This is a genomic window from Nocardiopsis sp. JB363 (genome assembly GCF_900143625.1).
GTDB lineage: Bacteria > Actinomycetota > Actinomycetes > Streptosporangiales > Streptosporangiaceae > Nocardiopsis.
Genome location: NZ_FRFF01000024.1, coordinates 13,437 through 35,311, shown reverse-complemented (window position 1 = coordinate 35,311; position 21,875 = coordinate 13,437). Strand labels below are relative to the sequence as shown.

At 68.4% G+C, this 21,875-nt stretch carries 25 protein-coding genes; 8 read left to right on the top strand and 17 right to left on the bottom strand.

Going from position 1 to position 21,875, the window contains the following annotated elements:
* The coding region (locus BQ8420_RS05045; RefSeq protein WP_143847115.1) for an efflux RND transporter permease subunit at nt 1-807 on the bottom strand (807 nt) is incomplete at its 3' end.
* 673 nt (nt 808-1,480) lie between these two features.
* Nucleotides 1,481-1,822, bottom strand: coding sequence for a helix-turn-helix transcriptional regulator (locus BQ8420_RS05040; RefSeq protein ID WP_200815802.1), 342 nt, complete (start codon nt 1,820-1,822; stop codon nt 1,481-1,483).
* Between the two features lie 100 nt (nt 1,823-1,922).
* On the opposite strand from BQ8420_RS05040, the gene BQ8420_RS05035 reads away from it, so the two are divergent.
* Entirely contained in the window at nt 1,923-2,834 is a 912-nt protein-coding gene (locus BQ8420_RS05035) for a cation diffusion facilitator family transporter (RefSeq protein ID WP_087096640.1), read from the top strand.
* Nucleotides 2,835-2,855: 21 nt separating this feature from the next.
* Here BQ8420_RS05035 and BQ8420_RS05030 read toward each other — a convergent pair whose 3' ends face one another.
* Nucleotides 2,856-3,860: an N-acyl homoserine lactonase family protein gene (locus BQ8420_RS05030; protein WP_087096639.1), complete on the bottom strand. Its 1,005-nt coding sequence runs from the start codon at nt 3,858-3,860 to the stop codon at nt 2,856-2,858.
* A gap of 16 nt (nt 3,861-3,876) precedes the next feature.
* Nucleotides 3,877-4,596, bottom strand: a complete 720-nt coding sequence (locus tag BQ8420_RS05025; protein ID WP_087096638.1) for a TetR/AcrR family transcriptional regulator — start codon at nt 4,594-4,596, stop codon at nt 3,877-3,879.
* A gap of 190 nt (nt 4,597-4,786) precedes the next feature.
* Between BQ8420_RS05025 and BQ8420_RS05020 the strand changes: the two genes are divergently transcribed.
* The 4 genes from BQ8420_RS05020 to BQ8420_RS05005 all read left to right on the top strand — a co-directional run bounded on the left by BQ8420_RS05020 (nt 4,787) and on the right by BQ8420_RS05005 (nt 8,587).
* Nucleotides 4,787-6,214, top strand: coding sequence for a TrkH family potassium uptake protein (locus BQ8420_RS05020; RefSeq protein ID WP_369825470.1), 1,428 nt, complete (start codon nt 4,787-4,789; stop codon nt 6,212-6,214).
* Between the two features lie 37 nt (nt 6,215-6,251).
* The gene (locus tag BQ8420_RS05015; RefSeq protein WP_087096637.1) at nt 6,252-6,923 is read left to right on the top strand and encodes a TrkA family potassium uptake protein; all 672 of its coding nucleotides are present in this window, start codon (nt 6,252-6,254) and stop codon (nt 6,921-6,923) included.
* Nucleotides 6,924-7,005: 82 nt separating this feature from the next.
* Nucleotides 7,006-8,007, top strand: coding sequence for a metal ABC transporter substrate-binding protein (locus BQ8420_RS05010; protein WP_087096636.1), 1,002 nt, complete (start codon nt 7,006-7,008; stop codon nt 8,005-8,007).
* Between the two features lie 346 nt (nt 8,008-8,353).
* Nucleotides 8,354-8,587 carry a DUF397 domain-containing protein gene (locus BQ8420_RS05005; RefSeq protein ID WP_087096635.1) on the top strand — a complete coding sequence of 78 codons (234 nt, stop codon included), beginning with the start codon at nt 8,354-8,356 and terminating at the stop codon, nt 8,585-8,587.
* Between the two features lie 204 nt (nt 8,588-8,791).
* Here BQ8420_RS05005 and BQ8420_RS05000 read toward each other — a convergent pair whose 3' ends face one another.
* Nucleotides 8,792-9,628 carry a helix-turn-helix transcriptional regulator gene (locus tag BQ8420_RS05000; RefSeq protein ID WP_087096634.1) on the bottom strand — a complete coding sequence of 279 codons (837 nt, stop codon included), beginning with the start codon at nt 9,626-9,628 and terminating at the stop codon, nt 8,792-8,794.
* 269 nt (nt 9,629-9,897) lie between these two features.
* Nucleotides 9,898-10,395 (bottom strand): ATP-binding protein, encoded by a 498-nt coding sequence (locus BQ8420_RS04995; protein ID WP_087096633.1) that lies wholly within the window; start codon nt 10,393-10,395, stop codon nt 9,898-9,900.
* A gap of 313 nt (nt 10,396-10,708) precedes the next feature.
* On the opposite strand from BQ8420_RS04995, the gene fabG reads away from it, so the two are divergent.
* Nucleotides 10,709-11,467, top strand: a complete 759-nt coding sequence (gene fabG, locus BQ8420_RS04990) for a 3-oxoacyl-ACP reductase FabG (protein ID WP_200815801.1) — start codon at nt 10,709-10,711, stop codon at nt 11,465-11,467.
* A gap of 76 nt (nt 11,468-11,543) precedes the next feature.
* Here the strand turns inward: fabG and BQ8420_RS04985 are convergent, their stop codons facing one another.
* A complete protein-coding gene (locus BQ8420_RS04985; protein WP_087096631.1) occupies nt 11,544-12,002 on the bottom strand; it encodes a nuclear transport factor 2 family protein in 459 nt (152 codons plus the stop codon).
* A gap of 96 nt (nt 12,003-12,098) precedes the next feature.
* Here BQ8420_RS04985 and BQ8420_RS04980 point away from each other — a divergent pair, with 96 nt between their 5' ends.
* Nucleotides 12,099-12,698 (top strand): TetR/AcrR family transcriptional regulator, encoded by a 600-nt coding sequence (locus BQ8420_RS04980; RefSeq protein ID WP_087096630.1) that lies wholly within the window; start codon nt 12,099-12,101, stop codon nt 12,696-12,698.
* A gap of 88 nt (nt 12,699-12,786) precedes the next feature.
* Nucleotides 12,787-13,185 (top strand): VOC family protein, encoded by a 399-nt coding sequence (locus tag BQ8420_RS04975; protein ID WP_087096629.1) that lies wholly within the window; start codon nt 12,787-12,789, stop codon nt 13,183-13,185.
* A gap of 7 nt (nt 13,186-13,192) precedes the next feature.
* Here BQ8420_RS04975 and BQ8420_RS04970 read toward each other — a convergent pair whose 3' ends face one another.
* The 10 genes from BQ8420_RS04970 to BQ8420_RS04925 form a co-directional block, all read right to left on the bottom strand.
* Nucleotides 13,193-14,182 (bottom strand): serine hydrolase, encoded by a 990-nt coding sequence (locus BQ8420_RS04970; protein ID WP_087096628.1) that lies wholly within the window; start codon nt 14,180-14,182, stop codon nt 13,193-13,195.
* Between the two features lie 148 nt (nt 14,183-14,330).
* A complete protein-coding gene (locus tag BQ8420_RS04965; RefSeq protein ID WP_087096627.1) occupies nt 14,331-14,966 on the bottom strand; it encodes an energy-coupling factor transporter transmembrane protein EcfT in 636 nt (211 codons plus the stop codon).
* The gene (locus tag BQ8420_RS04960) at nt 14,963-15,664 is read right to left on the bottom strand and encodes an energy-coupling factor ABC transporter ATP-binding protein (protein WP_087096626.1); all 702 of its coding nucleotides are present in this window, start codon (nt 15,662-15,664) and stop codon (nt 14,963-14,965) included. The genes BQ8420_RS04965 and BQ8420_RS04960 overlap by 4 nt, the downstream gene beginning before the upstream one ends.
* Nucleotides 15,664-16,293 carry a biotin transporter BioY gene (locus BQ8420_RS04955; RefSeq protein ID WP_087096625.1) on the bottom strand — a complete coding sequence of 210 codons (630 nt, stop codon included), beginning with the start codon at nt 16,291-16,293 and terminating at the stop codon, nt 15,664-15,666. The genes BQ8420_RS04960 and BQ8420_RS04955 overlap by 1 nt, the downstream gene beginning before the upstream one ends.
* A 211-nt stretch (nt 16,294-16,504) precedes the next feature.
* Nucleotides 16,505-17,152 (bottom strand): RraA family protein, encoded by a 648-nt coding sequence (locus BQ8420_RS04950; protein ID WP_087096624.1) that lies wholly within the window; start codon nt 17,150-17,152, stop codon nt 16,505-16,507.
* 53 nt (nt 17,153-17,205) lie between these two features.
* Entirely contained in the window at nt 17,206-18,615 is a 1,410-nt protein-coding gene (locus BQ8420_RS04945) for a TRAP transporter large permease (protein WP_087096623.1), read from the bottom strand.
* Nucleotides 18,612-19,193: a TRAP transporter small permease subunit gene (locus BQ8420_RS04940; RefSeq protein WP_087096622.1), complete on the bottom strand. Its 582-nt coding sequence runs from the start codon at nt 19,191-19,193 to the stop codon at nt 18,612-18,614. Before BQ8420_RS04940 ends, BQ8420_RS04945 begins: the two co-directional genes overlap by 4 nt.
* The gene (locus BQ8420_RS04935) at nt 19,190-20,308 is read right to left on the bottom strand and encodes a C4-dicarboxylate TRAP transporter substrate-binding protein (protein ID WP_087096621.1); all 1,119 of its coding nucleotides are present in this window, start codon (nt 20,306-20,308) and stop codon (nt 19,190-19,192) included. Before BQ8420_RS04935 ends, BQ8420_RS04940 begins: the two co-directional genes overlap by 4 nt.
* A 3-nt stretch (nt 20,309-20,311) precedes the next feature.
* Nucleotides 20,312-21,112 (bottom strand): carbon-nitrogen hydrolase family protein, encoded by an 801-nt coding sequence (locus BQ8420_RS04930; RefSeq protein ID WP_087096620.1) that lies wholly within the window; start codon nt 21,110-21,112, stop codon nt 20,312-20,314.
* Complete coding sequence (locus tag BQ8420_RS04925; RefSeq protein WP_235005926.1) at nt 21,112-21,870, bottom strand: HpcH/HpaI aldolase/citrate lyase family protein; 759 nt, start codon at nt 21,868-21,870, stop codon at nt 21,112-21,114. The genes BQ8420_RS04930 and BQ8420_RS04925 overlap by 1 nt, the downstream gene beginning before the upstream one ends.
* Nucleotides 21,871-21,875: the final 5 nt, after the last annotated feature.

The window sequence follows — 21,875 nt, the reverse complement described above, 5'->3', positions numbered from 1 at the left end:
GGGGGGGGGGGGGGGGGCGGGCGGGGCGCCGGGCATCGCGGCCGACTCGTCACCCGCGCCCGCGGAGGGCTGCACCCACAGCTCCTCGATCGCTTCGATGCTGGTGTGCTGGTCGCCGGTGGTGACGCTGAGGCTACGGCCGTCCTCGTCGATGGTGCCGCCGGCCATGAGCAGGCCGCTGGACTCCAGCGTGTTGGACAGGTCCTGGACGCTCACACCCGCGTCGACGAGTTCGTCCTCGTCCGGGGTGAGCTCGACGCGCTCCTCCGGCAGACCGGTGAGGTCGGCCGAACGGACGCCGGGCACCGACTCCAGTTCGGGGATGAGCACGTTCTCGATGGTGGACGCCATCGCCTGCTGGTCGCCGTTCTCAGAGGCGGCGGCCAGCAGCATCACCGGCATCATGTCCATGCTCATGGCCATGACCGAGGTGCTGACGTCCTCGGGAAGCATCCCGGAGACCTGGTCGACGGCGACCTGGGCCTCGCGGACCAGGGCGTCCTGGTCGCGGCCGTAGTCGAACTCCGCCATGATCTGCGCCGAGCCGGTGCTGGAGGTGGAGGTGATCGTGTCGATCCCCTCCACGCCCTGGAGCGCCTGTTCGACGGTTTCGGTGACCTGTCCCTCGACGACCTGGGGGGTCGCGCCCTGGTACTGGGCGGAGACCATCACCATCGGCAGGGTCATCTCGGGGAAGAGCTCACGCTTGGCCGAGAGGGCGGCGAAGGTGCCGAAGGCCAGTACGGCCAGCGTGATGAGGAGGACCAGCGCCCGGTTGCCGAGCGATATGACCGAAAGGCGGTTCACGCGTTCGTCCCTTTCGCGTGGGGGGCGGTGGGTCCCTCCGGGGACCGCTCGCCGTGTGCCGTGATGGCCGGTCTGGACATGAGAGGTGCTCGCTCCTAGCTCGCCGGTATGGGACGGTCCCGGACCGGGGGCGCCCGTTCGTGATCGAAAGGGCGGCCTGGGGGCACGGGCCGATCCGCGAGTTGTGTGGTGGGGGACGCAGGTGTTCGTCCGGGCGGGACGCGTGCTCGTGGCGCGCGTATCACCGGTCGTGCTCGAACTCGCCGTCCGAGTCGCGGACGAACGTGCGAACGCCGGGACGGCCCGTCGTCGGGCCCCGCATCCGCCGGGCGCACATTCACCTTACGACGCGTTATATCGGAAGTTGCACCGACTCCGGTGACTTCAGGGGACTCTCAGGGAGATGTCAGCCTTCCGTCAGGGTCGACCCCGACCAAAGTTAGGGACACGTTCCCAAAGAAGGAGATCCCCGGCCCCAGGTGGACCTTCGCGCCACAGAGAAAGCGCCCGAGGGTGTAACGGACATCACGGTGTCCGGTTCCGGACACCCGGAAGTGAGCACACAGAGTACACACGATGCGCGACCGTACGCGTGCGCCGAGCGAGGACCGCCAAGACCCGGGGGCGAGGCTCGAACGTCGGGACGGGCCGGGCGGCGGCGCGGCGGGATGGTTCAGACGGCCCGGGACTGTTCCCCTGAAGGGGTGAGCGTCTCGTGCGGCTGGGTGGTGCCCCAGACCACCTGAAGGAGGTCCTCCAGGGCGTGGGCGAGGGAGTCGTCGACCAATTCGTAGCTGACCTGACGCCCGCGGGCGTGCGTGTGCACGAGGCCGCAGTCGCGCAGGCAGGCGAGGTGGTTCGAGACGTTCTGCCGGGTGAGCCCGAGCCGGTCGGCGAGCCCGGCGGGGTAGTCGGGACCCTCCAGGAGGGCCAGCAGCAGGCGGCACCGGGTGGGGTCGGACAGTGCGCGCCCGAGACGCTGGATCGCGGAGAGGCGTTGCTCTGAGGTCAACATGAAAATCATTGTACATAGCTTGCTGTATAGACAGCGAAGGCTGTATAAACAGCCTAGGGTGTACTAAACGACCGAACACACCGCGAGGACGGGGGAGACGATGGGCGTGGGACACGACCACGGGCCGATCACGGCCGGCGCCGCCAACAAGCGCAGGCTCGCCGTGGTTCTGGGGCTGATGCTCACCGTGGCGGTGGTCCAGGTCACCGGGGCGACGTTCAGCGGCAGTCTCGCCCTGCTCGCCGACGCCGGACACACCGTTACCGACTCCTTCGGGGTCGCTTTGGCCCTCGCGGCCGTGTGGATCGCGGGCCGCCCGGCCATCGGCAAGCGCACCTTCGGTCTCCAACGCGCCGAGATCCTCGCCGCCGCCGTCAACGCGATCGTGCTGTTCGCCCTGTGCGGGTTCATCGTGGCGGAGGCGGTCGACCGGTTCCGCGAACCCGCGGAGGTCTCCGGGCTCGGCATGGTCATGGTCGCCGGCTTCGGTCTGGTGATGAACATCGTGGCGATGTTCGTGCTGAAGTCCGGCGCCAAGGAGAGCCTCAACGTCAAGGGGGCCTACCTGGAGGTGATGAGCGACGCGCTCGCCTCCGTGGGGGTGATCATCGGTGGTCTCATCGTGCTGTTCACCGGGTGGCAGCAGGCCGACACCCTGATCTCGCTCGGCATCGCCGCGATCATCGTGCCCCGCGCGTGGTCGCTGCTCAAGGAGGCCGTGCACATCCTGCTGGAGGCCGCGCCCAAGGGCATGGACCTGGCCGATCTGCGCTCGCACCTGATGGGACATCCGGCCGTCATCGACGTGCACGACCTGCACGTGTGGACCATCACCTCCGGGGTGCCCGTGATGTCCGCGCACGTGGTGGTGGCCGAGGAGGACCTGCGCGACACCGGACGGATGCTCGACGAGCTGCACGAGTGTCTGAGCGGCCACTTCGACGTGGACCACTCGACGCTGCAATTGGAGCCGCCCGGCCACGCCGACCACGAAGGCGCCCGCCACGACTGAGGAGGTCGGCGCGGCGGCGGTTCAGGTGTGCACGAAGTCGACCCCGCCCGGCTCGCCCCGCCCCGATGCCGGCAGGTAGGCGGGGTGGAAGGGTTCGACCAGGGCGCCGTCCTCTCCCAGCTGGCTCCGCTCGACCGCTCGGAGCCGATCCAGGCCCTCCTCCGTGACCTCCCCGCTCAGGACCTCCTCCAGGGTCCGCCCGTAGTCGGTGTGGTCATGGCCCGGGACGACGAACAGGTCCGGGGTGCCGCGCCACAGTTCCCGGACCCTGTCGATCGAGGCGAACTGCTCCTCCCGGGCACGGGCCCCCAGGGTGATCGGCCGGATCCGCTCGCGGTCGAGGTGGCGCAGGGTGTAGACGACGTCCCCGGCGCACAGCAGCCGGAAGTCGCCCGCGTCGACCAGGACCGACATGTGCCCGGGGGTGTGGCCCGGTGTGGGCAGCAGGACGATCGAACCGTCACCGAACACGTCGTGTCCGGCAGGGAAGGGACCGACCGGCTCGCCGTCGAAGGTCACCGGCTCGGGGTCGGAGAGCACCCCCTTGAGCGCGGGGGTACGTCGGAAGGGGAAGACGCCGAGGTTGTTGGCGCTCCACTGTTCGGCCGAGACGAGGAAACGTGCCCCGAGCAGGTCTCGGACCCCGCCGACGTGGTCCTCGTGCAGGTGGGTCAGGACCACGGTCCCGATGTCGGAGGGGGCGTGGCCGGCCCGGTGCAATCGGGTGACCAGCTGTTCGTCCCGCTCCAGCAGGTACTCGTCCTCGTCGAAGGCCGCCCGTAGCAACGGGCCGTCGTAGAAGGTGCGGTGGTCGTGCGCCTGGCGCCACGTGATGCCGGTGTCGATCAGCACGAGCCCGTGTCGGGGGTGCTCGATGAGGGTGACGTGGATCGGCACCACGATGAAGTGGTCCTTGTCCCGCAGGAAGCGGATCATGCCGCGCGGGCCCTCCCACCCCAGCGTTCCGCCGTAGAACTGTCCGAAGGGCACCTTGGTGCGGCCCACGCGCAGCAGCTTGATCCTCATGTTCGTGTGCTCCTCTTCAGGGGGTCGGCGGCCGTACCGCCGCGCGGGCCCAGCCGTCCAGATCCGCGGTGTCCAGGAAGTCGAGGGCGCCCGGCGCCGCGCCGAGCACGGCGTGGAGGGCCTCCACGTAGGCGTCCGCGTCCCGACGCAGATCCTCCGTTCCCGCTCCCGCTTCTCGCGCCCGTGACGTCGAGAGCGCCAGGAGGTGCTGCGAGACGGTGTCCACGCACTCCTGGAGGAGGGAGAGCACGACACGTGCGGTGCCCGGTGCCGAGGTGACGACGAACTCTCCGGTGCGCGCGCCGTCGTCGATCACCCGGGTGATCACGGGCAGGAACCGTTCCATGGCCGCGCGCCTGACCCGGACGTGCAGTGCCGCGTTTTGAGGGCCGTACAGCACGGGAAGCGCCCGCACCAGCAGCTCGCGGTCGTCGGACTTGGCGGAGGCGAGGACTCGCAGCATCCCTCGCAGCCGTTCGGTGGGCACGCCGCCCTCGTCGGCGGCCCCTTCCACGTGCGTGGCCCAGCGGTCGATCCTGCGGGCGACGAGGCCGCCCAAGAGCTCCTCCTTGCCACCGAAGTAGTGGTAGAAGGCGCCCTTGGAGATCCCCACGTCGTCGAGGACGTCGCCGATCGTCATCGCGTCGTACCCCTTGGTGGAGACGAGGCGTTCGACGGTCTCCAGGATCGTGTCGCGGCGAGCGGCGTACCGCTCCGGGTCGACGGTGCGTGGCATCCGGGGCTCCTTATTAATAAACCGTCGGTCGGTTTATCAACCTTACCCCGAAATCATCGGTTCCGCCGGCCCTCGACGCCACACGGGGTCGGCCCTGCGCGCCCGATGGCCGGGGGTTTGGCAGAATCGTTCGGGTCCCCGAACGAGGAGGATCCGTGGACCTCGCATCCGACCTTCGGCCGGCACCCCGGTGAGCCGACCTTCCCCCCGGGCACGCCCCCGGTTCCTTCGCCGATCTCTCCTCCCGGGTCACTCGAATCCGCGCGGCACCCGCGAGAGCAAGGCCTGGCACAAACCGGCACGCGTGTTCCTGCTGATATTCGTCACCGTCGACCTGATCGGCGCGCTCCTGCTCACCACCCCTTGGGCCACCGTCGACGGGGAGGGGTTGGCCTTCCACGAGGCCTTCTTCACCGCGACCTCGGCGCTGGCCGTGTGCGGACTCAGCGTGGTCTCCCTCGGCCGGGAGCTCAGCGGCTTCGGTCAGGGCGTGGTGCTGGCGCTGGTCCAGGGCGGCGGCATGGGCATCATGACGCTGGCCTCCCTGCTGGGCGCCGCCGTCATCCACCGCTTCGGGCTGCGCATGCAGCTCACCGTGCAGGCCGAGGTGCGCACCCTGTGGGTCGGGGACGTACGCGAACTGGTCAGCCGGGTCCTGACCATCTTCCTGGTGTTGCAGGGCCTGACCTTCGCGCTCATCACCCCGCGCATGTGGCTCGCCTACGACCTCACCCTCTCCGAGGCCCTGTACTCGGGGTTCTTCCACTCGGTCATGGCGTTCAACAACGCCGGGCTATCGCTGTACGACGACAGCTTCACCCGTTTCTCCGGTGACGGGTTCGTCCTGTTCCCCGTGGCGTTCGCGATGATCCTGGGCGGCATCGGCTTCCCGGTGCTCATCGAACTGGGTCGGCGCTGGAGACGGCTTTCGGGGCGGCATCACCGATGGTCCCTGCACACCAAACTCACCGTCACCACCACCGCCATCCTGTTCGTCGGTGGGATCCTGCTGATCACCGCCATGGAGTGGAACAACCCGAACACCCTGGGCGGGCTGCACTGGTGGGCGAGGCTCACCGACGGTTTCTTCTCCGGGGTGATGCCGCGCAGCGGCGGGTTCAACGCCGTGCCCATCGGCGAGATGCAGGACTCCACCCTGCTGGTGACGATCATGCTGATGTTCGTCGGCAACGGCAGCGCCGGGACCGCGGGCGGCATCAAGGTGGCCACCCTCGCGGTGATCTTCCTGGTGGTCAGGTCCGAGGTACGCGCCCACGACAAGGTGCACGTCTTCGGACGTCAGCTGCCCACCGAGGTGATCCGCCAGTCCCTGAGTCTGGCGTTCCTGTCCGCCACCGCGGTGGCCACCACCACCGTGCTGATGCTGTGGGCCACCGAGTTCACGCTCCTACAGGTGCTGTTCGAGGTGGTGTCGGCCTTCGGGGTGGTGGGCCTGTCCGTGGGCGTCACCCCGGACCTGGCCGCGTGGAACCAGTACCTGTTGGCGATCCTCATGGTGGCCGGGCGCATCGGTCCCATCACGTTCGTCACCGCGTTGGCCTTCCGAGACCACCAGCGCCGTTACACCTTGGCCGAGTCCCGGCCGATCATCGGCTGAGGCCGACCGCACACTCGAACCCCCGAGGAGAAGGACCATGCCACAACGCGACCGAGCAGACGACAAGCGTGTCCTGGTGATCGGCCTGGGCCGGTTCGGCAGTTCGCTCGCGCTGGAACTGGTCCGACACGGCTGGGAGGTACTGGGCATGGACTCCAACCCGCGTCTGGTGCAGACCTTCGCGGACGAGCTCACCCACACCGTCATCGGCGACGCCACCGACGAGGAGACCCTGCGGCAGGTGGGCGCGGCCCAGTTCAACCGGGCGGTGGTGGCGATCGGCAGCCACCTGGAGGAGAGCATCCTCACCACCTCGCTGCTGGTCGACCTGGAGGTGGCCAGCATCTGGGCCAAGGCCACCAGCCGGCGGCACGGGCGGATCCTGGAACAGGTGGGCGCCGACCACGTGGTGCTGCCCGAGCACGACATGGGCGAGCGGGTGGCGCACCTGCTGTCGGGGCGGATGCTCGACTACAAGGAGGTGGAGCAGGGGTTCGCCGTGGGCAAGACCCGGGCCCCGGAGTCGATGTTGGGCCGGACCCTGGCGGAGACGCGGGTGCGGCAGAAGTTCGGCATCACGGTGGTGGCGGTCAAGCGGGTGGGGTCCTCCTTCACCTACACCTCGAAGGAGACGGTGCTGCACAAGGGCGATGTGATCCTGGTGGCGGGCCGCAACGAGGACGTGGAGCGCTTCGCCGAGAGCCGGTGACGTCGGGTTCGTCCGGCCCGTCGGGGTGCCCGGGCAAAGAGGACAAATTGACAACCGTTTTCATTTTCCCGAAAATGGTGTCATGAGAACCAGGACCTCCGTGCGTGCCGCCGCCCTCGGCACCGCCATCGCGATGATCATGACCGGCTGCGGGAGCGACGGCGAGACCGCCGGCGGCAACGGGGTCTCCCCCGCCGACGCCGACCTCACCGTCGTCACCGGGGTCTACCCCCTCGAATGGCTGGCCCAGGAGATCGGCGGGGACTCCACCGCCGTCGTCCAGCTGACCGAGCCCGGCGCCGAACCGCACGACCTGGAGCTCAGTGGCCGCCAGATCGCCGAGACCAGCGAGGCCGACATCGTCTTCTACGTGGAGGGTCTCCAGCCCGCCGTGGACGAGGCCGTCGCACAGGAGGCCGAAGAGGCCTCGCTCGACGTCGCCGACCTCGTGTCCCTGCGCCCCGCCGACGGTGGCGAGGACGACGGCCACGAGCACGACCACGAGGGCGACGGGCACGAGGGCGAGGACGACCACGCCCACGAGGAGGACCACGACCACGGCCCGCACGACCCCCACTTCTGGCTGGACGTGGACCTGATGGCCGAGACCGCCCAGGCCCTGGCCGAGCGCATGGGCGAGGCCCACCCGGAGGGCGCCGACACCTACCGGCAGGAGGCCGAGCGGGTCACCGACGAGCTGGCCGCCATCGGCGAGGAGTACGAAGAGGGGCTGTCCTCCTGTGAACACCGCGAGGTCGTCGTCGGGCACACCGCCTTCAGCTACCTGACCGACCACTACGACCTGGAGCAGCTCGGGGTCAGCGGGGTCGACCCGGAGACCGAGCCCTCCCCCGCGCAGATCGCCGCCATCGCCGACGTCGTCAACGAGCGCGACATCTCCACGATCTTCACCGAGCCGCTCATGCCCGCCGAGACCGCGGACACCATCGCGGCCGAGACCGACGCCCGGGTGGAGGTCCTCGATCCGCTGGAGGGCGTGACCGACCAGTCGCCCGGCGACGACTATCCCTCGATCATGCGGGGCAACCTGGAAGCGCTGACCACCGCGCTCTCCTGCGAATAGCGGCCGAACCCCCACCCACGATCCCCGCGCCACTGGAGTACCACGCGGAACCGGGCCCCGTCACTACTTCGGCGGGGCCTTCGTGCGTTACCAACCGCCACTCCACGCCAGTTTCAGACCAAGGTCCCCAAAGCATCTACGGGCCCCTTGACCAGGGACGACATCGGGTTTGGACATCGTGCCAACGGAAACCCGATTACATGGCGCTTACATCCTGCCAAACCCACGGACAAGTGGCGAGCGTCACGCTATGCTCGTGAGAGTGATGGTGCTGATGCACGTGCATTCGTTAATGCATTAGCACGCACGCTTCCCCTCAGTCGAAGATGCAAGGAGCGACAGGAACATGACCGCACACAACGGCATCCGCGCGACCGACCTGACCGAGGCCTCCTGGCAGAAGGCCAAGCGCAGTAACTCACAAGGGGCCTGTGTCGAGATGGCCCGTCTCCATGACGGATCGATCGCCGTTCGCAACTCGCGCTTCCCCGGTGGGCCGGCCCTGGTCTACACGCAGGAGGAGATCGACTGCCTGATCCTGGGCGCCAAGGACGGCGACTTCGACAACCTGCTCGGGTAGGGCGAGCTTCACTCGGACCGGAAAGGTCCACCCGTATCTCGTGGCACGACGGCGCGACACACCTTGGGGTGGTGTGCGGGCCGACCCGGTAAGCCACCCTTGCCTTCTCCCGGGTCACCTGAGCTGCGGGCTCCAGCGAGAAGAGGGGGCTCCGTCACGGACGGAGCCTTCTCTTGCCCCATCCACGGGGGCAGGAGCGGGGGTTCAGGCCTCGTCGAGGTCCTTGAGCATGTCCTTGAGCATCGAGACCGTCTCGTCCGGGGTGGCGGCCGAAACGCTGAGCTTGGTCATCGCCTTGGTGTAGGCCTCGACCGTGGAACGCTTGTCCACGATGTCGCCGTCGGTCAGGTGCTCCAGGTACAGGACGTCGGAGAGCTCGAAGTCGGAGAAGCGCAGCAGCGTGAAGGAACCCGCCTCGGCGGCGTGCGCACCCACCTCGAACGGGATGATCTGCAGGGTGATGTTGTCCCGGTTCTCGCAGACGTCGATCAGGTGGCGCAGCTGGCCGCGCATGATCTCCTTGCCGCGCTCCCGGCCCCCGATGGGCCTGCGTACGGCGGCCTCGTCGAGGATGATCCACATCTTCTTGCCGCTGTTGAGGTGTTCCTGTCTCTTGAGTCTGGCCTGGATGCGCTGCTCGGAGAGGGTATCGGTGTCGACACCACCGGAGATGACCTCGCGGGCGTAGTCCTCGGTCTGCAACAACCCCGGCACGAACTGGGACTCGTAGACACGAATCTGGTCGGCCGCCTCCTCGAAGCCCACATAGCGGGTGAACCACTTGTGGAGGGCGTCGCCGTACTCCTTCCACCAACCCGGTTTGTTGGATTCGAGCGCCAGTTCCTTGAATTCCCTCAGGAGCTTGCGGTCGGTGACCCCGTACATCTTCAGGAGGTCCTCGATATCCCGAGGCTTGAATCCGACCCGGCCCAGTTCCATACGGCTGATCTTGGAAGCCGAGGCTCGAATCCTCTCGCCCGCTTCCTCACGTGAGATCGCACGTAGTTGCCGGTACCGTCGGAGCTGCTCTCCCAGGAGCATGCGGCGCACGGTGGGGCCACTCCCCTGACGCAAATGAGCGATATCCACGTTCGCCGCCTCTCTTCATTCTCCGCACAAGGGTATCGGTTCGCCCGGTCCCCTTTGCCGTGCGACCGGGACACTACACCTCCACGGTATCGGCAGCGTCCCGTTCCACCCACAAGGACGCCCCTGTGGCCCCTCGCCCACCCCTCCCTGGAGCGGACCGCCCGGCCGGTGCGTCCGCCTGGCACGGCGGCGCGCCCGACAACGGGCCCTGTGTCATCGACTCACACGAATTGCGCCCAAACGAACTTTCCGCCGGGCGGTGTGGGAATCACACCCCACTCTCGCGCGAAAGCACTCACCAGGGCAAGCCCTCTACCACCTTCCACCCCGCAGATCGCTTCCCTTCTGCGCGGCAAGTGATCTCCACCATCACGAACCGCGCAGATGAATTCACTGCCGCTGCGCATGAGAGAGAGCTGAATACCCGATCGGCCCCGATCGGTCCAGCTGAGCGGACCTCCGTGCCGTACCGCATTGGTCACCAATTCCGAAACAACGACCGAGACATCGCTCGACAAGTGCTCCATGCCCCATTCGAGGAGCAGGGCGTCGGAAATCTCCCTGGCCGCACCGACCGCCCGCGGGCGGGGCTCGAAAGTCCACGTGACGGCGTCGTGCCGGTCACCGCACACGGGCGTGTTCCAGCGTGGGGACCCGTGGGTCAGGACCCTGAGCCACCATGCGTCGGCCGGCTCAGCCACCGCCTCCGCACACTCCATGCCCTTCAACTCCTCACTGCCGCACCGCAGACCACCGAAAGGGTGTGAAGCTCGTGCTGCTGCACGGGCCGAATGCACGTGCATCTCGGTCTTGGATGACATCGTAAGCCACGACCCGATCACGCGCAGGCAAACGGGGGCACGGACCGAAAAGCTTTGCGGTAGCGCAGGTCAACACCATTACGGACGACTGAAGAACATCGGGGACCGGGGATTACCGGAGAACTGAAAGGCGTACCCGGGTACGTACCGACCAGTAGGCATGCGGATATGATTCCTTCGCGCCCACCACGTGATCAATGGAGGTAACACCATGTCCCCAACGCCTCGTGTGGCGATCGTGACCGGCGCGGCCCGCGGTATCGGCGCAGGCACCGCCGAGCGTCTCGCCCGTGAGGGTCGCTCCGTCGCCGTGCTGGACCTGAAGGAGTCCGACGCCCAGGAGGTCGTGGACCGGATCACGGCCGATGGCGGCCAGGCCATCGCCGTGGGCTGCGACGTCTCCGACGCCGACCAGGTGACCACCGCCGTCGACACCGTCGCCGAGCGGCTCGGCGCGCCCTCGATCCTCGTCAACAACGCCGGCGTGCTCCGCGACAACCTGCTGTTCAAGATGTCCCCCGACGACTGGGACACCGTCATGAACGTGCACCTGCGGGGTTCGTTCCTGATGAGCAAGGCGGCACAGGCCCACATGACCGCCCAGAAGTGGGGCCGGATCGTGAACCTGTCCAGCTCCTCGGCGCTGGGCAACCGCGGCCAGGCCAACTACGCGGCTGCCAAGGCGGGGCTGCAGGGCTTCACCAAGACCCTCGCCGTCGAGCTGGGCAAGTTCGGTGTCACCTGCAACGCGGTGGCCCCCGGTTTCATCGAGACCGCGATGACCCGCGCCACCGCCGAGCGGATCGGGATCAAGTACGACGACATGAAGGCCTTCAAGCAGGCCGAGATCCCCGTGCAGCGCGTGGGTCTGCCGGAGGACATCGCCAACGCGGTGGCGTTCTTCACCGGCGAGGACGCGGGCTTCGTGTCCGGCCAGGTCCTCTACGTCGCCGGCGGCCCCCTGGACTAGTTGCCTTCCTGTTTCACTGGGAGAACATGTGCCCCACCGGCGGTGTCCGGTGGGGCACTGTCGTTTCGGAGAACGCTCAGGCGGAGTGTCCGGCGCGCTCGGGGAAGGGGGTCACCTCGGAGGCGGATTCGCCCGTGTTCTTCTGAGCGGCCAGCGGGTCCCAGTAGTCGCGGTACTCGATGATCTCCCCGTCCCGTGCGATCACGACCGCGATGTAGCGCATCCGGTAATCCTGCCCGGTCCCCTTGGCCACACCCTCCACTTCGAGCTCGGCGATGGCCACGTTCGGATCGGTGGTGACGTGCACCGCGTTCCGGTGGACCGCCCGCACGTCCAAGTGGTCGGTGTAGTGGCGCAGGTACTCCCGCACCGCCGCGCGCCCCTCGAACCACCGGGGTGCGCCGGGTGGCGCGAACGGCAGCTCCATGGTCCCCTCCTCGGCCCAGAGGTCGGCGAACCCGAGCATGTCCTTGGCCAGAATCAGCTTCAGGCCCTCGTCGATGAGATCGGAGGCGTTCTTGAGCGGTGCGCCCATGACGCGGCCACCTTTCCTTCCATGTGGACGATACGGTACCGTCCCGTCGAAACTCTAGCGGAACGGGACCGTATCGTCCACACGTATGATGGCGGCATGAACGACCACACCCGGCGCGCACCCACCGGAGCCGCCGTCCTGCGTCCCCACGTCACCTCGGCCATCGCCGAGGCCGTACTGGACGAACTCACCGAGCGCGGATACGGGCGCCTGTCCATGGAGGGCGTGGCCAAGCGCGCCGGAACCGGTAAGAGTTCCCTGTACCGCCGCTGGCCCTCCAAACAGGAGATGGTGGTCGCGGCACTGACCGAACTCAGCGTGCCGCCGGCCGAGATCACCGACACCGGCTCCTTCGAGGGCGACCTGCGCGCCACGTTGGAAGCGGTGCGCGTCTGGCTCACCCACCCACGTTTCGCGGCGATCCTGCCCGACCTGACCGCCGAGGCCGGACGCGACCCGAACCTGGCTCGGGCGATCGAGAGCGCCATCGGCGGACCGCGCCGCGCGCTCGGAGAGGTCACTCTGCGTCGGGCCATCGAACGCGGGGAACTCCCCGAGGACACCCACGTGCCCTTGGCCCTGGACCTGTTGGCCGCTCCCCTGCACTGGCGCCTCACCGTGCTCCGGGAGGAGGCCGGATCCGACTACCTCGACGCCTTGACCACACACCTTCTCAGAGCCCTGAACGCTCGCTGAGCAACCGAGGGATACCGCGCGGGCACGATCGACCTCGGGAAATGTCGTGGGCCGTCGTTACCCTCGGAGCACCTGAGAGGAGTACGGCATGGCACTTCGTTGGTACACGGTGGTGGTCGAGGCGCACGACCACCACGCGCTGGGGGCATGGTGGGCCCGGGCGCTGGACTGGGACATCCGCTTCGACACCGAGGAGGAGGTGGTGCTGGTGCCGAAGTGGGCCGCGGAGTTGGGGCCGGCATTGGAGTTCCGCCAGGTCCCGCCCGGGTTGGTGTTCGTCCCGGTGGAACACCGCAAGGAGGGCAAGAACCGGCTGCACCTGGACTTCGCCCCGCACACCTCCCAGGACCGGGACGCGGAGATCGCCCGGTTGATCGACCTCGGCGCCACCCGGGTGGACGTCGGACAGGACCCGCAGGTCACCTGGGACGTTCTGGCCGACCCCGAGGGCAACGAGTTCTGTGTCCTGTCCTCTCGGGAGGAGTGACCGGGCCCTACCGGTGGATCGTGGTGCCGATGGCCATGGAGTCGTCGTGGGCGCCGGGGTTCTCGATGGCCTCGACCACCTCGGAGACCAGGTCCTCCAGGAGGGCGATCCCGGTGGTGTAGTCGGTGTTGTGGTCCGACATCACCGCGATCAGGTACTCCCGGTCGGCGCCGGCCACGTAGCCGACGCTGTTCATGGTCCACAGCCCGCCGTTGGACTCGCGTGGGGTCCACCCGTTCTTGAGTCCGACGATGTCTCCCTCCGTGGCGGCGGCCGACACGCCCCAGGCCTGTTCGGGGGTGACCGACTCCATGAGTCCCCGGATGTGGGCCCGGTCCTCGTCGGTGAGCGGCCCCTCGTCCGTGTACAGGGCGCGCAGCAGGCGGATCTGGTCGGAGGGGGTGGTCATGGTGGAACCCCACGAGCCGCCCGGGTGGGGTTCGGTGCCGGTGAAACCCAGGGACTCGGCGTGGTGCTGGAACCCGTCGGTGAACCCCAGGCGCGCGTAGAGACCGTCGGTGACCTCGTTGTCACTGAAGCGGATCATCTGTTCGACCTGGGCGCGCTCGGCCGCGGTGAGGTCGCGCCCCTCCTCCTCGGCGCTCAGGTGCAGCATGGTCAGCACGGTCAGCTTCGCCACGCTCGCCGAGGGGAAACGGCCCTGTCCGTTGTGGCTGTAGGTCGTCCCGGTACGCAGGTCCTGGACGGCGATACCGAAGTCGACGCCCTCGCCCAGGTCCGCGACGCGGCCGTCGAGTGCGGCGCGGGTCTGGGGGGTCAGGGCGGAGCCGCCGGTGGCCGGACCGGTCACGGGCGCGAAGGGCACGAGCGGCACCCGGGAGTCCACGACCAGTCGACCGAGCAGGGCGTTGCCGGGGAGCACGGGAACGGCTCCGGCCGGGGTCGCTCCGGGCAGGATCAGGGCGATGCAGAGGATCAACAGGACGGACGTGGTCAGGGACCAGGTTCGTCTTTCGGCGAGGGGGCGCCGGGGCACGCGATCACCGGTTCGTAGCGCCTAGGGGATAGGGGGCCATCGACCCGGCGAGGCGGGCCGTTCGGGTTATTATCCACAGCCCACGGCGAGAAATCACCCACCCGATACTGAATCGGTACCGAGTTCCCCAAAGCGACCTTCCTGGAGGTTACGGGCGTCCGGCCGATGCGGCACTGGTGTCCTCATCGATCCCTCGGGCCACCAACGCCTCCCCCGTCGCTTCGGCCATCCGCAGCAGATGCACGATCACCGGCACCACCAGGAGGTAGGGACGCCCGCGCAGGCCGCGGGCGCGGTACCCGTCCCGGGCGGCGGACCAGGCGGTCGCGACCATGGGGATGGACCGAATGGTCAACGCCAGCACCAGCGCCACCCGGTCCGGGCGCACGCCCACGTGGCGCAGCGGGCGGGCCATGCGTTCGAACAGGTCGAGCATCTCGCCGACGCGGGTGGACAGGGTGATCGCGTTGGCGAGCAGGACGAGTCCGGCGAGCTGGGCGCACAGCCGCACGCCTTCGGTCCACTCGCCCACGAACAGCGCCTGGAACACGCCGATGGCCAACAAGAAGGGCCACAGCGCGCGCAGCACGCCCCAGGCCCGGCGCGCGCCCAAATCGGCGACCGGGTACAGCACCAGGGCCAGGAACAGGGTGGCCAGGGCCGCCCACAGGTTCGCGGCGGCGATGAGCACCATGCCGAGCACGAGCAGGGCGAGCAGTTTGGGGCCGGCCGCGACGCGGTACAACGGCCCGGCACCGGGGACGTACAAGCCGACCACGCTCACGACGTCCGCCCCGGGGTCGGCCCGTCGTCCATGAGCTTGGTGTAGAAGGCGATGGCGTCCGCCGGCACACCGTCGAAGACCACCCGCCCCTCGTCCATGACCAGGACCCGGTCGAAGTCGGCGAGCAGGTCGAGGTCGTGCGTGAACAGGACGACCTGCTGTTGGAGACCGTCCAGGGTGCGGTGCACCATGCGGGTGTTGCGCAGGTCCAACAGGGTGGTGGGTTCGTCGCACACCAACACGTCCGGTTCGGTGACCAGGATCGACGCCAACGCCAACAGCTGTTTCTGGCCGCCGGAGAGCAGGTGTCCGGGGTGGTCGCGGTGGCCGTCGAGACCGTGCCGGACGAGGATCTCGTCGACGCGTCGGGCGGTCTCGGCCCGGCCCAGGCGCAGGGACCGCAGCCCGATCTCCACGTCCTCGGCGACCGTCGGCATGATGATCTGGTTGGCGGCGTCGGAGAAGACGAAGCCGACGCTGCGCCGGATGTGCCTGGCGTGCCGCCGGGTGTCCCACTCCCCCAGCGACACACGGCCCTCGTCGGGCAGGACGAGTCCGTTGAGGGTGCGGGCGAGCGTGGACTTGCCCGATCCGTTGGCCCCGATCACGCCGATGCGGTGTTCGGCCAGGTCCAGGGTGACGCCGCGCAGGACGGCGCGGTCGTCGTAGGAGTGGGAGACCCCCTCGATGCGGAGCATCAGGCGTTCTTCCCCGTCTCCGTGGTGGAGACCGGGCGACCGGCCGGCGGAATGGGGTAGGCGCGGAAGACGGTGGCGGCGAGGAGCGCGGTCACCACGGCCTTGACGACGTCACCGGGCAGGAACGCGACCATGGCCGTGGCGGTGGCCAGGACGCTGTCGCCCAGGACGACCCCCATCCACGGGATGCCGATGGCGTAGATGACGATGATGCCGCCCAGGGCGTTGATCAGCAGACCCTGCCAGAAGCGGTACTTGCCGCCACGGACCATGAGGTCGGTGAGCAGACCGATGACCAGCGCGGCGAACACCCAGCTGACGATGAACCCGGCGGAGGGGCCGGCCAGGACGGCGAGCCCGCCGCGTCCACCCGCGAACAGGGGCAGACCGGCCAGTCCCAGGGCGAGGAAGGCGACCACGGCGAGGCTGCCGCGCTTCCAGCCCAGGAGGCTGGGGGCGAGCATGATGCCCAGGGTCTGGAGGGTGATCGGCACCGGGGAGAACGGCAGCGGGATGGCGACGGTGACGCTCATCGCGGCGATGAGCGCGGCGAAGATCGCGATGAGCGCCAGGTCCCGGGCGGTGAGGCCACGGTGACGGACGTGCTTCTTGGTCCCGGCGGTGGGCATGCGTATGTTCCCCTCGGGGAGGTGGTGGGAGGTGGTCGTCTCCCATTGTCCGACACGGGGCCCTTCGGGGCAGTGGCCGGGGCGCACAGAAGCCGAACGGAGGTGTTGTGGACTTCCGTCAACGTTCCGAAGCATGCCCTGGGACATGACGAGGGCCCCGGGCACACGGCGGCGTGAACCGCCGCGTGACCGGGGCCGGGTGGAGCATGCCTCAGGGGCGGTGCGAGGCCGCGCCGGAGAACTCCGCGAGGGACCCGCCGGCCGAGATCGAATCCCGTGCCGGGATCTCGGCGTCCTCCTTGGACTTCAACAGGGCGCCCAGGCCCACCGCCTCTTCGGGTGTGAGGAAGGCGGCGCCGTCGGAGTCGGCGAAGACGACGTCACCGGGGTGCACGACCGCGCCCGCGATGGTGACCGGCACGTTGATCGCGCCCTCGATCCCCCCGATACGGGTGGTCAGCGGGCTGAACCCGCGCGAGATCACCGGGAAGTCGTAGGCCAGGGTCTCGTCGTGGTCGTTGATCGACCCGTCGATCACCGCGCCCACCGCGCCCCGGGCCTTGGCCGTGTAGGAGACCAGACCGCCGAAGCACGAGCGCTGCCGGTCACCGGACTGGTCCACGACCAGGACGTCGCCGGGGCGCAGCATGTCGACCGCCATGTGGACGGCGGTGGAGTCCAGGTGCGGGATGCGCACCGTGACCGCCGTACCGACGAACTTGAGCGGGCGCTTGTTCGCCTGCAGACCGAGGGCGAAGCCGTGGTCCCGAAGGTGACCGAGCGTCGAGACGCACGTCTGTTCGAGCTCGGTGACGATCCGACCGTCGATCTGTGCGGGCATGTCGTTGACGACGAACACAGCTGTTCCTTTCTCAGAAGACACTTGTTACGGAGTTTTCGGGAGGCGATGGCTCACTTCGCGCTCGAAAGCTCGGGGATGAAGGTGACGATGTCGGGCACCAGGATGAGGATGGCCACGACCACGAGGTCGGCGATGATGAACGGCACGATGCCGCGGAAGATCCGTCCCAGACCCGCCTCGGGAACCGCCCCGGAGTAGACGAACGCGTTCATCCCGACCGGCGGCGTGATCAGCGCCATCTCGGCGACCTTCACGATGAGAACGCCCAGCCAGAGGCCCTCGAAGCCGTACCCGCTCAGGATCGGGTGCAGCAGGGGCGCCGCGACGAGGATCATCGAGATCCCGTCGAGGAACATGCCGAGCGGCAGCAACAGCAGCAGGCACAGCACCAGCACGACGTAGGGTTCCAGGTCGGCGGCCAGGACCGCGTCCACCACCGCCGTGCTCGCCCCGGACAGGGCGAGGAAGTAGGTGAACACCCCGGCGCCGGCCATGAGCAGGAACGTCATGGCGGTCAGCCCGACGGCCTCGCTCACCGAGTCCTTGATCGCGCGCATCCAGGAGGGCGGCCTGGTGCGGATGAGCAGGATGATGAACGCGGACACCGCACCGAAGGAGGCCGCCTCGGTGGCGGTGGCGAGACCGAGGTAGATCGTGCCGATCGAGACCGCGAAGATGATCACGAGGAGCCCGAACCCGAACAGGTCCAGCTTGGGCTTCGGGACGTCCTCGCCCGAGGTCTCACCCGCACCGGGCCGGTCGGACTCGGTACCGGAGGGTGCCGAGGCACCACCGGCCATCGCCGGTTCCCTCTCCATCGACGCGTTCGCGCGGGCCCGCTTGCGGCGGGCGGCCAGGACCATCAGCACGATGGTGATCCCGTAGAGGAGGATCGTCAGCAGTCCGGGACCGATGCCCGCCAGGAGCAACTCCCCGATGCTCTCCCCGGTGACGACGCCGTACAGGACGAGCACGATGGACGGCGGGATGAGCACGCCCAGGGTGCCGCCGGCACAGACGACCCCGGCCGCGAGACGGATTCCGTGTCCGGCCTTGACGATGGCGTCGGTGGACACCCGCGCCATGGTGGCCACGGTCGCGACACTGGATCCGGTGACCGCGGCGAAGAGGCCGGACCCGGACAGCGACGCGAGCGCGGCGCCGCCCGGGAATCGGCGCAGCACCCGTGAGGCGAGGTCGAACCCCGCCTGGGCGAGCCGGGCATGGACGGCGAACACGCCCATGAGGATGAACAACGGGATGATCGTCAGGGAGTAGTCGGCCGAGGTGGAGAAGGGCTGGTTGGCCGCCGTACTGACCGCGGCGTCCGTCCCACGCATGAGGACGACACCGACCAGACCCGCCACCATGAGGGACAACCCCACGTGGAACCGGATCGCCAGCAGTCCCAGGAAGAGCACCAGGACGGCGATGACGATGAAGAGTGACGCGGCGCTCATGGGGTGCCCTCGCTGTCTTCCTGATGTGCGGTGGAGTGGGCCCGTTCGATGGCCGTGTCCACCTCGTTGCCCTCCGGCACCTCACCGGAGCGGAACGCTCGGAACTCGGCGACTTCCTTCCAGATCGCCACGACGAAGAACAGGAGGAAGGACAGGAAGAGCACGAGCTTGGCCGGCCACGTGGCCAACCGCAGGATGTCGTTGGTCGTCTCCCCGCGTTCATAGGCGCTGAGCAGGACCTCGCCCATCCCCCAGATGATGAGGACGCCGATGACCAGTAGCAGGACCGCCCTGATCCCGGAGAGGACCATGCGCGTGCGGAGGCCGAAACGCGCCTCGACGAGGGTGACCGAAACGTGCTTGCCGTCGATCTCGGCGGAGGCCAACCCCAGGAACGCGATGGTCACCAGGAGCAGCGTCGAGATGTCCACCGTGCCCAGGACGGACTGGCCGAACCAGCTGCGACCGACCACGTCGGCCACGGTCAGGAACATCAGGGCCAGGAGCAGGACCCCGGCGGCGAGGTTGAACGCCGTGGCGGCCCCTCCCACCGGCCGTGGGAAACTGATGCGGCTCACTCTTGCTGTCCTTCCATGCAAGCGGCGAGCGGACTGACGTAGTCGGAGTCCTCGGTCTCCTCCGCGATGATCCGCCGGTAGTCGTCGAGCACGGACTGCGCGTCGTAGCCACGTTCCTCGTAGCGCTCCACCCAGTCCTGCGCGATGCCCGCGTTCTCCTTCAACTCGGCGACCTCCTCCTCCGGCAGGGAGCTGAACTCCGTCCCGTTCTCGGTCAGCTCCTGGCAGGCGGTCTCACCGAGCGCGTCCATCTCCTCCAAGCCCATGGAGATGCCCTGGTCGGAGACCTCCAACAGCGCCTCCTGGTGCTCCTCGGGCATGGACTGGAAGAGTTCCTCGTTGATGACCGCGATCGAGGACGAGTACGCGCCGATACCGGGGTCCATCAGGTACGGCGTGGCCTGTGACAGCCCGAAGGTGGGCAGGTTCGCCAGGGCCAGCGCGGTGTAGCCGTCCACGACGCCGCGGCTCATCGACTCGTAGATGTCGTTGGCCGTCATGCCGATGGGGTTGGCGCCGGCCGCGAGCATCACGTCCGAGGTCAGACCGCCGGACCGGATACTCATCCCCTTCAGGTCGTCGAGGCTTTCCGCCTTTTCCTCCAACCCGACGGCGGCGACGCCGAGCGGGATCGGGAAGAGGGGGCGGACACCCTGACGGTCGAAGTCCTCCCGGTAGGTCTCGTTCTCCTCGTACAGCCGCTCGATCGCGGTCATCTGTACCTCGGGGTTGTCGGTCTCGAACGGAAGCTCGATGACCGTGAACATGGACAGGTCCGAGGCCGCGTAGATGGACCCGACCTGGGCCATGTCGGCACGGCCGTCCAGGGTGGCCTGGGCCGACTCGTCCGCGCCGACGAGGCTCTCCGAGTAGTGGAGCCGAACGGTGACACCACCGTCGGTGATCTCCTCGACCTGCTCCGCCCACCGCTGCGCCGTACGCGATTGGTCCGACGTGGCGTTGGAGTAGGTCGTGTAGTGCAACACATAGGTGTCGTCACCGAGAGCGGTACCGCTGCACGCGGTCAGTACCGCCAGGGCCGCACCCGAGGCCAGGAGCCCGGTGGTGCGGCGCACCGAACCACCGGCTCGGGCACGTCTTGCGCCTGTGTTCATATCTCACGCTCCTGCTGGGGCCACGCGGTAGCGACGAAGGGTCAGGGCGGGGTTGACCTTGCGGACGTGGTCGAGACGGTCGCGTTCGACGACGGCCGTGCCCAGGCCCGGGGCCTCACCGACGGTGGCGATGGCGATCCCCATCGGGTCCACGACGGCGCTGTTGCCCGCGCCGGTCGGTGCGCTCTGGTCGGCGGCGAGAACGTAGACGGTGTTCTCGATCGCCCGGGCCCGCACCAGGGTGTTCCAGTGGTACTCCTTCAGAGGACCGGGAACCCACTCGGCGGGCAGGGCGATGATGTCCGCTCCGGCGTCCACGAGGACTCGCGAGACCTCCGGGAAACGCAGGTCGTAGCAGGTCTGCATGCCCACCTTGAAACCGTCGACCTCCAGGAGGATCGGCTCCTCCGGGTCGGCGGCCAGGACACGGTCGGACTCCTTGTAGCCGAACGCGTCGTAGAGGTGGACCTTGCGGTAGACCGTCTTGACCTCACCGTCCTGAATTCCGACGAGGGTGTTGTGGATACGGCCGTCCGTGGCCGTCTCGTTCACGCCGGCGATGAGGGACAGACCGAGTTCTGTGGTGAGGGCGCGCAGGCGCGAGACCGCCGGTCCGTCGAGCGGCTCGGCGCTGTCGACGAAACGGTCGTCCATGGCGGGCGCGGTGAACACCGCGTACTCGGGCAGGACGGCCAGACGCACGCCGTTGTCGGCGGCCTCACGCAGCATCCGCTCGATCGTCGCCAGGTTCTCGGCCTTGTCCTCGGCGGGCGCGAACTGTACGACTGCGACGTTCAGGGACATCAACGGCTCCTCAGCTCGTTCTCGATCTTTCGCAGGGTGTCGAGCGCTCCGGTGAACCCGGAGAGCAGCGCCCCGTACTGCATGGTGGTCACGATGGTCTCGGCGTTCTCTTCGACCGCGAGACGTTTTTCCACGTCGCTCCAGGCGGGCAGGACCCACGGCTTGCCGGCGGCCTGGGCCGCGCGGGCCAGGTGGCGCAGGTCCGCCAGGTCGCCCTCGCTCGCGGTGTAGGCACCGCGGTCACGGCGCAGCGACAGGTCCGAGGGGCCGATGAAGATGCCGTCGACCATGGGAAGAGCGAGGATCTCGTCGATCTCCTCCAGCGCCGAGGCGTCCTCGATCATGGGATAGCAGCGTGTCTCCGTGTCCTGCCGGGTGACCCACTCGTCGGTGAAGCCCCGGAAGTCGGAGGTCCGTCCGCCCGCGAAGGAGCGATCGCCCAGGGGCGGGAACTTCGCATATCCGCAGACCTCCTTGGCGTGCGCGGCCGATTCCACGTGCGGGATGGCCACGATGTTGGCGCCGAAGTCCAGGGCCTGTTGGATCGGCCCCCGTTCCGGTCCCAACACCTTCGCGATGACATCCATGCCCTTGGAACGGATGAGCGGCATGAGCCAGTCCAGGGCCGCGAGGTCGAACAGCCCGTGCTCGATGTCGAGTACGACGGTGCCGTAACCAGCCAGGTTGGCCATCTCCACCGCCGCGGCCGAAGGCTCGGACAGCCAGACCGCGTGCCGTTTCTCCACTTGCTCGCTCACGTTGC

What these genes read in the sequence shown, in the direction of transcription:
- BQ8420_RS05040 (WP_200815802.1), bottom strand. Translation starts at nt 1,822, where the DNA reads ATGTTGACCTCAGAGCAACGCCTCTCCGCGATCCAGCGTCTCGGGCGC.
- BQ8420_RS05035 (WP_087096640.1), top strand. Translation starts at nt 1,923, where the DNA reads ATGGGCGTGGGACACGACCACGGGCCGATCACGGCCGGCGCCGCCAAC.
- BQ8420_RS05030 (WP_087096639.1), bottom strand. Translation starts at nt 3,860, where the DNA reads ATGAGGATCAAGCTGCTGCGCGTGGGCCGCACCAAGGTGCCCTTCGGA.
- BQ8420_RS05025 (WP_087096638.1), bottom strand. Translation starts at nt 4,596, where the DNA reads ATGCCACGCACCGTCGACCCGGAGCGGTACGCCGCTCGCCGCGACACG.
- BQ8420_RS05015 (WP_087096637.1), top strand. Translation starts at nt 6,252, where the DNA reads ATGCCACAACGCGACCGAGCAGACGACAAGCGTGTCCTGGTGATCGGC.
- BQ8420_RS05010 (WP_087096636.1), top strand. Translation starts at nt 7,006, where the DNA reads ATGAGAACCAGGACCTCCGTGCGTGCCGCCGCCCTCGGCACCGCCATC.
- BQ8420_RS05005 (WP_087096635.1), top strand. Translation starts at nt 8,354, where the DNA reads ATGACCGCACACAACGGCATCCGCGCGACCGACCTGACCGAGGCCTCC.
- BQ8420_RS05000 (WP_087096634.1), bottom strand. Translation starts at nt 9,628, where the DNA reads ATGCTCCTGGGAGAGCAGCTCCGACGGTACCGGCAACTACGTGCGATC.
- BQ8420_RS04995 (WP_087096633.1), bottom strand. Translation starts at nt 10,395, where the DNA reads ATGGAGTGTGCGGAGGCGGTGGCTGAGCCGGCCGACGCATGGTGGCTC.
- fabG (WP_200815801.1), top strand. Translation starts at nt 10,709, where the DNA reads ATGTCCCCAACGCCTCGTGTGGCGATCGTGACCGGCGCGGCCCGCGGT.
- BQ8420_RS04985 (WP_087096631.1), bottom strand. Translation starts at nt 12,002, where the DNA reads ATGGGCGCACCGCTCAAGAACGCCTCCGATCTCATCGACGAGGGCCTG.
- BQ8420_RS04980 (WP_087096630.1), top strand. Translation starts at nt 12,099, where the DNA reads ATGAACGACCACACCCGGCGCGCACCCACCGGAGCCGCCGTCCTGCGT.
- BQ8420_RS04975 (WP_087096629.1), top strand. Translation starts at nt 12,787, where the DNA reads ATGGCACTTCGTTGGTACACGGTGGTGGTCGAGGCGCACGACCACCAC.
- BQ8420_RS04960 (WP_087096626.1), bottom strand. Translation starts at nt 15,664, where the DNA reads ATGCTCCGCATCGAGGGGGTCTCCCACTCCTACGACGACCGCGCCGTC.
- BQ8420_RS04955 (WP_087096625.1), bottom strand. Translation starts at nt 16,293, where the DNA reads ATGCCCACCGCCGGGACCAAGAAGCACGTCCGTCACCGTGGCCTCACC.
- BQ8420_RS04945 (WP_087096623.1), bottom strand. Translation starts at nt 18,615, where the DNA reads ATGAGCGCCGCGTCACTCTTCATCGTCATCGCCGTCCTGGTGCTCTTC.
- BQ8420_RS04935 (WP_087096621.1), bottom strand. Translation starts at nt 20,308, where the DNA reads ATGAACACAGGCGCAAGACGTGCCCGAGCCGGTGGTTCGGTGCGCCGC.
- BQ8420_RS04930 (WP_087096620.1), bottom strand. Translation starts at nt 21,112, where the DNA reads ATGTCCCTGAACGTCGCAGTCGTACAGTTCGCGCCCGCCGAGGACAAG.